The organism is Paraburkholderia sp. GAS448 (assembly GCF_050435685.1).
Lineage (GTDB): Bacteria > Pseudomonadota > Gammaproteobacteria > Burkholderiales > Burkholderiaceae > Paraburkholderia.
On the sequence record NZ_JBNDKT010000032.1, the window covers coordinates 63,325 to 75,791 of the forward strand.

The 12,467-nt window shown below is 61.3% G+C and carries 7 protein-coding genes and 1 pseudogene; 2 read left to right on the forward strand and 6 right to left on the reverse strand.

What is annotated here, in order from left to right; translation table 11 throughout:
• Positions 1–40 precede the first annotated feature (40 nt).
• Positions 41–2,794, reverse strand: coding sequence for a magnesium-translocating P-type ATPase (gene mgtA / locus P3T23_RS36745; RefSeq protein ID WP_429320958.1), 2,754 nt, complete (start codon positions 2,792–2,794; stop codon positions 41–43).
• A gap of 1,153 nt (positions 2,795–3,947) precedes the next feature.
• Positions 3,948–4,085, reverse strand: a pseudogene (locus P3T23_RS36750) (helix-turn-helix domain-containing protein); the annotation flags it as partial.
• Positions 4,086–4,228: 143 nt separating this feature from the next.
• Between P3T23_RS36750 and P3T23_RS36755 the strand changes: the two are divergent.
• The gene (locus P3T23_RS36755; RefSeq protein ID WP_429320959.1) at positions 4,229–5,023 is read left to right on the forward strand and encodes a DUF899 domain-containing protein; all 795 of its coding nucleotides are present in this window, start codon (positions 4,229–4,231) and stop codon (positions 5,021–5,023) included.
• 351 nt (positions 5,024–5,374) lie between these two features.
• On the opposite strand, the gene P3T23_RS36760 is transcribed toward P3T23_RS36755, so the two are convergent.
• Entirely contained in the window at positions 5,375–6,313 is a 939-nt protein-coding gene (locus tag P3T23_RS36760; RefSeq protein WP_429320960.1) for a LysR family transcriptional regulator, read from the reverse strand.
• Between the two features lie 98 nt (positions 6,314–6,411).
• Between P3T23_RS36760 and P3T23_RS36765 the strand changes: the two genes are divergently transcribed.
• Positions 6,412–7,242 carry an SDR family oxidoreductase gene (locus P3T23_RS36765; protein WP_429320961.1) on the forward strand — a complete coding sequence of 277 codons (831 nt, stop codon included), beginning with the start codon at positions 6,412–6,414 and terminating at the stop codon, positions 7,240–7,242.
• 187 nt (positions 7,243–7,429) lie between these two features.
• Here P3T23_RS36765 and P3T23_RS36770 read toward each other — a convergent pair whose 3' ends face one another.
• The 3 genes from P3T23_RS36770 to P3T23_RS36780 form a co-directional block, all read right to left on the reverse strand.
• Entirely contained in the window at positions 7,430–9,442 is a 2,013-nt protein-coding gene (locus P3T23_RS36770; RefSeq protein ID WP_429320962.1) for an alkaline phosphatase family protein, read from the reverse strand.
• Positions 9,443–9,991: 549 nt separating this feature from the next.
• A complete protein-coding gene (locus tag P3T23_RS36775) occupies positions 9,992–11,503 on the reverse strand; it encodes a serine/threonine-protein kinase (RefSeq protein ID WP_429320963.1) in 1,512 nt (503 codons plus the stop codon).
• 67 nt (positions 11,504–11,570) lie between these two features.
• A complete protein-coding gene (locus P3T23_RS36780; protein WP_429320964.1) occupies positions 11,571–12,449 on the reverse strand; it encodes a c-type heme family protein in 879 nt (292 codons plus the stop codon).
• Between the last annotated feature and the right edge of the window lie 18 nt (positions 12,450–12,467).

Below are 12,467 nucleotides of genomic sequence, written 5' to 3' on the forward strand. Positions count from 1 at the left end.
GCAGGATCGAACCCCATCCCACGCGGAACTTCGCTCGGGCTTAGTACCACTGGCCGTAACGGCGGATATACAGCGTCTTTACAACCTGCGTCAGCATCACGTAGCCGACCATCGTTGCGACGAGCCAGAGCCAGTAGCTGTGATCCAGAGAAATGAAACCCAATGCCCCGGCGAGCGGAGAAAACGGCAGCCAGCAGCCCACGAAGATTGCAGCCGATGTCGACAGCAGCACCGGAAAGGACGCCGTACTCTGGATGAACGGAATCCTGCGCGTGCGCAGCATGTGGACAACGAGGGTCTGGGAGACGAGACCTTCGATGAACCAGCCGGAATTCATGATGGCCTGGCCGCCGCCGTGCAGGTGGAAGGCCGCGCCAGCGCCGAACACCGTCCACAACAGCACATAGGTCGTGATGTCGAACACCGACGACGTAGGTCCCAGCCACACCATGAAACGCCCAATGTTGCCGGCATCCCACTTGCGGGGCTTTTTCAGGAAATCAGGATCCATCCGGTCCCATGGCAGGAACATCTGCGAAAGGTCGTAGATCAGGTTCTGGATCAGCAACTGCATCGCCAGCATCGGTTCCCATGGCAGAAAGGCGGAGGCGATCAGCACCGAGAACACGTTGCCGAAATTCGAGCTCGCCGTCATGTTCAGGTACTTCAGGATATTGCCGAACGTCTCGCGGCCCTTGATCACCCCCTCCTCCAGCACCATCAGGCTCTTTTCGAGCAGGATGATGTCGGCGGTTTCCTTCGCGATATCGGCCCCTGTGTCCACCGAAATGCCGACGTCCGCATCACGAAGCGCCGGCGCGTCGTTGATTCCATCGCCGAGGAAGCCGACTGTATGGCCGTTTACCTGAAGCGCTTTGACCACTCTTGCCTTTTGCAGCGGGGTGAGTTTCGCAAAGACCGTCGTGTGTTCGACCACCTGCGCAAGCTGGGCATCGTCCATTGCCTCGATGTCGCGCCCGAGCAGCGGCGTGCCCGGATCCAGTCCCACGTCGCGGCAGGTCTTCGTCGTGACAATGGGGTTGTCGCCCGTCAGCACCTTGACGGCCACGCCATGCTCATACAGCGCACGGATCGCGGGGGCAGCTGAATCCTTTGGCGGATCAAGGAAAGTGAGGAAGCCGCGCACCACGAGGTTCGCCTCGTCAATGGTCTTGTACTGGGACTTTGCTTCGGCGCGCGCGATCTCACGCGTGGCGACCACCAGCACGCGGTAGCCTTCCTTGTTGTACTCCTCGGCCCGTGTGACGAGCATGTCACGCTCGCGTGCCGTCAACTCGTGGACCATGTCCCCGTCCTGAATGTGTGTCGATACCGCCAGCATCTCTTCGACTGCACCTTTCGACACCATCAGCTGGTTGCTGTCCATCCCCTCGACCACCACCGACAGTCGGCGCCGCACGAAATCGAATGGCAGTTCGTCGACCTTGGCGTATTGCGTCAGCTTCGCCGGCGCGCCAGGTTCATTGGCATGTTCCACGACGGCGATGTCCATCAGATTCTTCTGTCCGCTCTGGTGGAAGCTGTTCAGCCATGCCAGTTGGAGAATCCGCTCGTCCCTGTTGCCGTTGATGTCGAGGTGATGTTCAAGGATGATTTTGTCCTGCGTGAGTGTGCCGGTCTTGTCCGTACACAGGACGTCCATCGCGCCGAAGTTCTGCACCGAGTTCAGGCGCTTCACGACCACCTTGCGCCGCGCCATTGCGATGGCGCCTCTGGCCAGATTTGCCGACACGATCATCGGCAGCATCTCGGGTGTCAGGCCGACTGCTACCGCCAGTGCGAACGTCACCGCGGACAGCCAGTCGCCCTTGGTCAGGCCGTTGATCAGGAACACCACCGGCACCATCACCAGCATGAAGCGGATCAGCAGCCACGATACGCTATTGACACCACGATCGAAGCTGGTCTCGACGCGCTTGTGACTGACTACGTTTTTTGCCAGTGAGCCGAACCAGGTATCGGCGCCGGTAGCAATGACGATCGCCGTTGCCGTACCGCTGACCACATTGGTTCCCATGAAGCAGATATGGGCCATATCGAGCAGATCGCCCCGATCATCGGGACTGGCATGCGCCGATTTTTCCGTCACGGCGCCGAGCGTGTCGTATTTCTCGACCGGCAGTGCCTCGCCGGTCAACGCCGCCTGACTGATGAACAGGTCGCGCGACTGGATCAGACGGATGTCAGCGGGGATCATGTCACCCGCCTGCAGACTGACGATATCGCCGACGACCAGATCGCGCATCGCGATTTCCTGCTTCTCCGGATGCGCGAACACGGTTGCGCGGCGGGTCACGGTCGCTGTCGTACGGACCATGGACTTGAGTCGCTCTGCGGCCTTGTTCGAGCGGTATTCCTGAAAGAAGCGCAGCAGGCTGCTGACGCTCACCATCGTGAGCAGGATGCTGAGTCCAGTCCAGCTGCGATCGTCCGGCGAAGCAAAGTACACGTCCGTGAAGAAGGTGATGACGGACAGACCGAGCAGCACCAGTACGAACGGATTCCTGAAGGCCAGCAATAGCTGTACCAGTGCGTGCGGGGCCTTGTCGTGGGCGACTTCGTTGGGACCAGCAAACTGCAGCCGCTCCAGCGCTTCGTCCCTGAGAAGACCATCGAGCGAGCTGAACGTCTGCTTGAGCGTGGCGGCGACGGATTCGTTGGCTTCGCTCACAACATGCGCGAGGGATATCTGTTCGCGTCTGGCAGTGCCAGACACAAAGCCTTGCTGCTTCTTCCTGGAGGTATGCTGATTATTTGTGGATTCGTGTTGCATGGGTTCTTCCTGATGTTCCGCATGCAGTGAACTGCATGCGTTTTTTCAAGGTGAGGTGATGCGCGGCTCTGCGTGGTCGGCGCCCGTCAGCAAGCCTGCAGATATCCGGGATCCGTACCCGCCGTCGGGCTGCCACCATCGGATGGCGCGGTCGGCGCCGGTGCCACCCGAACGAAGCAGACAACATGTGAAAACGCGACAGCGCCTCCATTGCTTCGATACGACGGGCGCACTGTCGGCGCCGGGATCAGACGGGATGTGCTGCTGGCCGGAGCAAGGCCTTGGCTGCTGCCCACCATCGGTGTGACGGTTTGGTGGGCGTTTGCGATGCGAGCGCCGGTGGTGCTTCGCGGTACGTATGCGGCTCGCGGACCTGTGGCAGTTGTGATACGAGAAGGGCGAAATACATGCGGTTTCTCCGTTCGGGCCAGAGCCCGACTGATCGATTGAGGTCGCCGGGATGCCTGCACGGCAACGCTCAAACAGTCAGGCAAGTGACGGCGAACGCATGCAGGCATCCATCAGGCAAAAAGAACGTAAGCGGCGTAAAAACCATAAGTCACTGTCGGGCATGACTTCTCCTTTCCGGTGCGTTGTGCACGGGCGTGTCTGTTCATGCGCTCGCAGGAATAAACCTGCGGGCGCAAGCAAGCATGGCCCCGAGTCCGGCTCGGGAACTGGTCCGTACGGACGGACGCAGTCATGCGTGCCGAAGCGGCGCTGAAATGGAGGGCACGGGAGCGGTACTGAAGACTACTGCGACGCGCACCGTCTGCCTGCTGGCAGAACGGTGGCTGAATGAGGCTAGCGGACGTTCTGCCGGTCAGGCAATCCAACTGTTCGAAGATCGACTACTGAAACTGTCCAAGGCACTAGCCCCTTTTGTGAAGACGGACGGATTCTAATCGGGCGCTCAGGACAACGTCAACCTGAAACTTGGCTGTACGGAATAAATACTCGCGTTGATGATTCGACGGATTCTGAGATGAGCTGCCAAGAAAGGGTCTAGGGTGAAGACGGCAATACGATCCGCAAAAAATCAGACTTGCCCTGGCATCTACACGAGATCAACCTAACGGCTGAATCAGGTCTCTATGCGGAGAATTGCATGGCGACCCAATCCAAACCTCGCGCTAATCTGAGCGCGTTGCGGAAAGCGACCTTGCCAGGCCATCGCGATACCTCCAAGCGCGAGCGCAGGAGCATCGTCGCACAACGCCACGCGGTTCAACGCGCCGTGAGGATCACCCGCTTCAAGCCCACGCGCCGCGGCTGTAGCCAGCGACTCCATCGGAATACCGCCACACTTGTTACTCCCAACGTTCGATCTCCCGTGCCAAGCTATCTCACGGCCAACAACGAGCGATGAGCAGCGAATGGAATCGCGCTTCAGCCACGCGGCGCGGGAATTAGCCCAAATCAGGAGATTGCAACATGACTACATCAGCCGAGAACGGACGGAAAGGCGGACAGCCTGCCATGCACACACCACCAGTCGTGTCGTCGCAGGCGTGGGAGGCGGCCCGCGAGCAGCTGCTCGTGAAGGAAAAGGCCCAGACCCGCGCCCGTGACGCCCTGGCCGCCGAGCGCCGGCGAATGCCGTGGATGGCCGTGGAGACGGCGTATGCGTTCGAGGGGCCTGCGGGCAAGGTCAGCCTGCTCGACCTGTACGACGGACGGCGTCAGCTGATCGTTTACCGCGCCTTCTTCGAGCCGGGCGTATTTGGCTGGCCCGACCAGGCCTGCCGTGGCTGCTCCATGGTGGCCGACCAGGTCGCCCACGTCGCCCACCTGAACGCCCGTGACACCACGCTCGTCTTCGTCTCGCGTGCGCCTCAGGCGGACATCGCGCGGCTGAAGGCGCGGATGGGCTGGGAGATGCCGTGGTTCACCCTCACGGACAGCTTCGACACCGATTTCGGCGTCGGCGAGTGGCACGGCACGAACGTGTTCTACCGCGACGGCGACCGCGTGTTCCGCACCTACTTCATCAACAACCGCGGCGACGAACAGATGGGGAGCACCTGGAACTACCTCGACATTACGCCGCTGGGCCGGCAGGAGGTCTGGGAGGACTCTCCCGAGGGCTATCCTCAGACCGCAACCTACAAGTGGTGGAACTGGCACGACAGCTACGTCGCAGACGCAGCGCCCGACGAGAAGTGGGTCGAGGTGTCGGACGCCGGAGAGGCGGCGTTCCGGAACCAACCCGCGAGCACGAAGCCATGAGCCAGGTCTGTTCCGGTGGGTCCGACGGGGGGCGACGGTCGGTCTGATGGGTCTGCGCTCGGCCGTAGCGCGAAGGTCCGCTATGAAGGGTCCGATGCACAGCAAGAAGTGCGACGACGGTTGTACGCTTTGAACCGGCCGCTAATCTCCCAACATGGCACCCAATCCGGGTTTGTCGGCGATCTTCTTTAATCGCCTGTCGCGCGTCCGGATGGTTACGCCGGCCGTTAAGGGTAACTGAACGGCCATTCGCCAATCAGCTGCGCGAACGGCCGGTTGCTTCATAACGCGGCGGACCGACGCGGTCGACTTCCATGAGCTGTTCGGCTTTGCCGAACGTGGAGGTAAAAGTCACGATTCATTAGTGTGGTCCGGTTGTAAGCTTCGCCTGAGAGGGCCTCCTGTCGACTCCTTCAATAAGGCGATAAATGCCCGCAGCCCTGCGGGAATATGGCGATTGCCAGGAAAGTAAAGGAACAGACCTGGGATGAGCGGACACCACTCGTCCAGCACGGTAACCAGCCGCTTGCGGGCAAGCGCTGCTCGTGCGTACATCTCGGGTACGTAGGCGATCCCGAGCCCGTCGATCGCAGCCTCGATCATCAACGCATTGCTATCAAGTGTCAGCGCACCGGGCGGGTCGATCGTGAATTCCTGTCCGTGACGCGAGAACTCCCAACGATACCGTTTGCCGCTCGGCAGACGCTGCCGGATGCACCGGTGCCGAAGAAGATCTTCTGGCGCGACCGGCTGTCCTTGTTGGCGAAGGTAGCCCGGCGACGCGACCACCAGAAAGCGCATATCGTCACCGAACCGGACTGCAACCATGTCCTTGTGCAACGCCTCACCAAGCCGGACGCCCGCATCGAATCCGCCCTCGACGATGTCGACAAGACGTCCGTCGGCGACGAGGTCGAGTTCCATCCCGGGATAGAGCGCAAGAAAGCGCGGCACGACTGTCTGCAACAGTAACCTGATTGCCCCTTCACTGCCGTTGATTCTGAGCGTTCCGCTCACCTGTCCATCGATGCGCGCGACGTCCTCCAGCACTTCATCGAGATCGCCCAGCACCGGACTAAGACGTTTCAACAAACGCTCGCCCGCGTCCGTCAACGACACGCTGCGCGTGGTCCGATGCAGAAGACGCACGCCCAGGTCGTTTTCCAATCCCCGCATGGCGTGGCTCAGAGCTGAGCGGGACACGCCCAACTGGTCGGCGGCCTGCCGGAAACTACGCCTTGCGGCGACCTCCATGAACGCCTGGAGGTCGGCCAGAGTTGGCTTGTTCATTGGTGAAAATTCCTCACCTGGTCATGCAGATTGAGGGCTGTTCCCATCACAATCATACCGCTTTAGTATGGATGGCGAGAACTCAACAGGAGCTAAGCATGGCAAGGAACTGGTTGATTACCGGTGCATCGAGCGGGCTTGGGCGCGAACTCGCCGAACGACTACTGGCGCGCGGTGACGGTGTCGTGGCGACAATACGCAAAAAGGGGGCGTTGGACGATTTGCGGGCGCGGTATCGCGATCGTTTGCATGTGGCGGAGTGCGACGTGACCAACGCTAATGTGGTAAGGGCCACTGTCGCCCAGGCGTTCGACGTCATGGGGCGAATCGATGTCGTTGTCAGCAACGCGGCTTACGGATTGTTCGGTGCCGCCGAGGAACTGACTGACGTGCAGATCGACCGTCAGATCGCAACCAACCTGACCGGCTCGATTCAGGTGATTCGTGCAGCCATTCCGCCGCTGCGGAATCAGGGCGGTGGCCGCATTGTCCAGGTGTCGTCGGAAGGAGGTCAAATTGCGTACCCGAATTTCAGTCTTTATCACGCGACCAAATGGGGTATCGAGGGCTTTGTCGAAGCGGTTGCAAAGGAGGTCGCATCTTTCGGCATCGATTTTCTGATCGTGGAACCCGGTCCGACGCGGACAAATTTCGGCGTAGGTCTTGATCACGCAACGCCGATGAGTTGCTATGACGCTACACCCGCCGGCGCGGTTCGGCGCGCAATTGCGTCGGGAAACTTCGCCAGCTACGGGGATGCCGGGAAGACGGTGGACGCGATGATCGTCGCGATTGACAGCCCAAATCCGCCGTTGCGCCTGGCCTTGGGCCAGTCCGCTTACCACTCGATACGCGAGGCGCTCCTCGGCCGATTGAAGGTACTCGAGTCGCAAAAGGACGTTGCGTTGTCAGTCATGGAGCAGTCTTGAAAAGCAGCAAGCGTCCGGGCCGCACATGCGAGCGACGTGAAGGCGACGTGACTGAGAGGGAACTCGACAACGCTCGACTCGGCCAGAAGCGAACTTGAAGTGGCTAACACGTGGACCGACATTTTTCCGCGACAGAGCCGCTCGCACTGCCGCGGAGTTACCTCTTGCTCGCCTGGCTCAAAACTGTTCAGAACGGCGACCAGCCGAAGCCGCCGTCACTAGCCTGTTCATTGCCGTTGTGATGATTATCCTGACCTCGGTCGAATCGGAACGAGTCGAAGAGGTCACTGATTGCCGGCGAGTTGACCGGTACGTACGGGTTGCTTGAGAGCTGCACCGGATTTGGCAGATTGTCGCGACTGCGCTGCGTGATCGGAGACAGCGACCAGTTCCGATCGATGAATTTGACGATCGACGCATGATCCGAATATTCATGCACCACGCGGCCGCCGCGCGAATACGGCGACACCACGATCAGCGGAATCCGCGGACCGTCGCCGAAGAAATCCACCGGCTGGATGTATCCCGAATCGTAGTAGCCGCCGCCTTCGTCGGTGGTGATCAGGATCGCCGTCGACGCCCACAGCGCCGGTTTGGCCTGGACCGCAGCGACGAGTTTGTGTACGAAGGCCTCATACAGCCCGAATTTCGACGATTCCGGATGCCCGTCCAGCAGACCGCCCGGTTTGACGAATGACACAGCCGGCAAGGTCCCGGCCGTGATATCCGAATAGAGGTCGGTCGTGTCCTGCAAGTGCGCAGCGACGAGCGCCGGATTTTTCATGATCGCGGTTTCGTAGAGGAACGGGTTGCAGATATTGCAGTAGACGCTCTTGGATGGATTGCTGACGAAGGTCTTCCAGCCTTCGCCGTAATACTTCCACGACACGTTTTTCGCCAGCAGCGAATCCGCGATTGTGCGCACCGGCGAAGGCGGAATCGTGAAGGCGCTGCTTGTATTCACGCTGCCGTCGCCGTTATAGCCCGGGTTGTAGTTGTTGAGCAGATAGTAAGTATTGGCCGCGCAGTTCGGATCGGGGTGATAGGGCAGCGTGCCGAGGTAATGGCGGATCGCGGCTACACCGGGCTGCTTCGGGTCCGAGCAGTTACTGTAGGTTCCGCCCGAATAACCGTCCTGCGTGTACCAGTTGTTGGTGCCTGGCATCGGATGCGGATTTTCGATCTGATCGGCGGGCGGGGTCGTGGCATGACCGTTGCCGTCGGTGTAGTAGAGCGCGTCAGCCGTACCGATCATGATGCTATTCGCACCCGTGCCGCCCATCACCGGTTGGTGATAGTTGTCGCTGATCGTATATTGACGTGCAAGTTCGGTGAAATAGGGCATGTCGCCGGTATTCACGTTGTAGTAGCCGAGTGCCGTCGATCCTTCTCCCGTGGTCTCGTCAGTGAAGTTGGCGGGCTTCGGCGCGCCGTTCTTGCTGGCGCCGACCGACGTTTCGACCCACACAAACAGATCCATTTTGCAGCCGCTGGGATTATCGTCTGTCGCATGCGAGACGTTACAGTCCGACTGCTGCCAGTTCTGATAGAAGCGGTGCACCGGGCTATTCATGTACTGATCGTAGTTCGGTCCCACGCGCGAAATCTGGTATGGGCCGTTCGGCAGGTTGAAGGTGTTCGCGCCGAAGCGTGTATCCGGCATCAGTTGCGGCAAGCCCGACGCGCCGGTCGTCAGATGCACGAGGTCCTGTGGCTCGATTGTCGCTCCTTCAGCGGCCGTGGCCGCCGCAAGGGTTGCGAAGGGTGGGGGACTGGTGTCGCTCGCGGCGGTCGCCACAAAGCCGGTATTGGGTGCCGGCAGTACGGGATAGGGCTTCTTGCCCGAAGGGCTCAGCTCGAAGCGGTTGGGGTTGATCGCCTCGGCCGTGTACTGCGCGGCTAGCGCGAAATTAGGCCCCGGTTTGCCGTCCTCCGTGATGATGCCTTTGGAGAGCAGATTCGACACCGTTTGCCCACGTCGCGGCGTATAGGCGCCGAACACATGATCGAAGGTACGGTTTTCGCCCACGATCACGATGACATGCTTGATCGGCGAGGTCGTCGGGAAGAAGGCTGCATCAGCCTGCTGACTGGCGGAAATGGATGGGTAAAGCGCCGCGCCAGCGGCGAGCGCGGCCAGGCTGCACGTCAGCAAGGCTTGCAAGAGGGGTTTTCGTGGGACGTTATCGACACGCTTCATGGATCTCTCCAGACGGGATTGACACAGGGACGCCGACCGGCAGCGCGCACGACGTGTCGCTTACCTGGCGTTGCTTGGTATTACCGTGCGTTACAACGGAGAGAAAGTTAGGCTTGCTGTGTGTCCAACACGGGTTGGAAAAATGTCCGTGCCGCGTAAGTCATATGACGCGGCCGACGACTGCCTTTCAGGTTTCTTCGAAATGAATGACGATGTGCGACGGGGCCCAGGCGTCACAATCGCTGAGCGTCGAGTAAAAGATGCAACGGATGGCGCCGCTTCAAAAGCCAAGGTCGTGCCTTTCGCTCTCGTGCCGAACCGGGACCCGGGCGTCAACCACCGCGCTTATAGTGACCACGCCAGCCGGGTTGCCCAAGTGTTCATTGCCAGGTCACGGATACTCTCCGCAATCACGAGAGCATCAGCTATATCGGTATTCGGCAGAAACACTGCGAACTCCTTCCCACCATAGCGGGCGAAGAGTTTTGATATTCCTTTAGGACTCCAGTAAAACACCGCTCCGTCATCGGGAATGTCGTTTCGTCCTGCTCATTCCGAGGACCCGAGATCGCGCCGAAGGCGCTGGCGCTGACCTGCGTCGGCGACGCTCGCTTCCAGCATGCGATAAAACTCCTCCGTGCTCGCGGCGCGCTTCGCCTCGCGAGCGGCGATCACCGTGGCAATCGGGCCGAGATAGACGGCGAGCTTTCGCGCAGCCGCATCGATGGTTGGTTGATCGAGCGCGTCGGGTGCCTGCGATGCCGCCGCGCCGGTTGCAGACCGAAGCGAAGCGGCCGAAGACGCGCTCGACGCCACACCTTCCGCGCCAGCCGGCGCGAGCGCCGTCGAAAACCGGGCGTCCGGCGAGCCGTGAACAAGCGTCGTCAGCGTCGTTTCGAATTCGCGCCGTGCGGTTTCGTTCGGCAAGAGCGGCAGTAATTGTTCTGTCAGCTCGCGAAGATCGCTCGTTTGCGCGGCCGCCCGCGTTACCAGCAAGCTCGCGAGCGGCCCGATGTCCGCTGCAAGCAGCAATTCGATGCGCTTGAGCAATTCGGGCGGCCACGTTCGCGCCGGCGCGGCAGCCAGGGGCGGCGCGCTTCGTGTGTGCGCGAACGAGTCCCTCACATGGCCCGCGTCTGCGGGTGCGGGCGGATCCGCGTCGCGCCGCGGCTGAGCAGCGAGCAGGGCGCGGTCGGTCACGACCGTCCGGTCGTCGTCGTTGTCCGCGCCGGCCATGGCCGCCGATACCGCCCGCAACACGCTCTGCCACTGCGCCGCTGACGCAAAGCGTTCGTCGGGACGTCTGGCGAGCGCCCTGAACACCATCGCGTCCACCTCCGGCGAGAGGGAACGCACGATACTCGACGGCCGCGCGGGCGTTTCATTCAGGATCTTGTGCATGACAACAGCAGGCGAGCCGACGAACGGATGAATCCCGGTCAGCATCTGATACAGCACGATTCCGGCGGAGAACAGGTCCGCGCGCGAGTCGACGGGCTCGCCGGTGAACTGTTCGGGCGACATGAAGCTCGGCGTGCCGACGAGCGAGCCGACCGACGTGGTCGCCGCCCCGATGCGCGCCACGCCGAAATCGGCCACCTTCAGCAGTCCGCGCGCGGTGACAAGCATGTTGGCAGGCTTGATGTCCCGGTGCACGATGCCTGCTTGATGCGCGTATTCGAGCGCGGCGAGCAACTGCGACATCCAGTCGAAAGCGGTTGCGAGCGGCGGCGTCTGTCCGCCCGCGAGCAGCGCGTCAAGCCCGGTGCCGGCGACATACTCCATGACGATATAGGCGGTGCCGCCGTCGTCGCCGAAATCATGGACCGTCACGATGTTGGGATGCGCGAGCCTCCCGGCGGCGCGCGCCTCGTTGCGAAACCGTTCCATGACATCGACGCCGCCCTGCGCTGCGAGCAGTTCGCGGCGCACCGTCTTGAGGGCGACGGGCCGTTCGATATGCGGGTCGAACGCGAGATACACGACACCCATCGCCCCCGTGCCCAGCACCCGATCGATCCGGTATTTGCCGATTCGCGACGGCATGGCTTCGTTCGTCATTGCGGTCTTCCTGTTTCGCTCCGCTGACTTTCGCCACGTGACGACGCGCATGTGTGTGCTGGCGCCATCAGGCGCCGAGCATCTTCAGCGCTTCGACGAGACTGGTCTTCATCCGGTTGAACGATATCGCAAGCGACGCGATCTCGTCGCCGCCGTGCGCCGCGAATTGCGCGGTATCGAGCTTGCCGAGGCTTGCGTCGTCGGCTGCGCGCGACAACGCACCCAGCCGTTTCGTCACAAGGAAATGTACCATGACGTTGAGCGCGATCAACGCGCATGCGAAGACGGCCGCGAGCGACATCATGAACGTGCGCCACACGGTGCGCGCCTGTTCGAGCGGCAGCGACATGGGCACCGATACGACCTGCGCCCCGATGGTCTCGTGCAGCGGCCAGCCAAAGCCGTTCGCCGGCCCGTACTTGTCGAGCACGGTCGGAGGCGCCGCCGCGGGGGTGCTATGGCATTCGAGGCAGGCGGCCGAATCGATGCGCGTGGGCCGCGCGATAAAGAGGCTGCGGCCGGACGGCGTATCGCGTTGGCCGACTATTTCCGTCAACTGAGGGTCATCGTGCAGCCGGCGGATCACGTCGTTTTCCCAGTCGGTCGCGCGGTCGCGCGGATTGGTCGGATTGAGCATCGCGTGCTTGTACGAGAATCCGGGGATCTTTTTCTGTATCGCGAGCAGGCTCTCGATCGCCGAATAGGCCGGGATGGATTGCGGCACGAAGACGTATTTGATCTGCGTCGCGAGCAGGGGCGTCACCTGCTCGGACGTGTAGTTGTGCACGGCCGTTGCCGCCTCGATCATCATGCTCGCGTCGCGCACGGTGGACTGGACGGCGTTGTCCTGAAGCACCCGCTCGGCGATGATCCCCGTGCCGGCAAACCCCGCCGCGAAAATGGCGAGAAACGTCAGATTGAATTTCACGCTCAACGACATGTTCATGAAAGCTCCACTGGACGG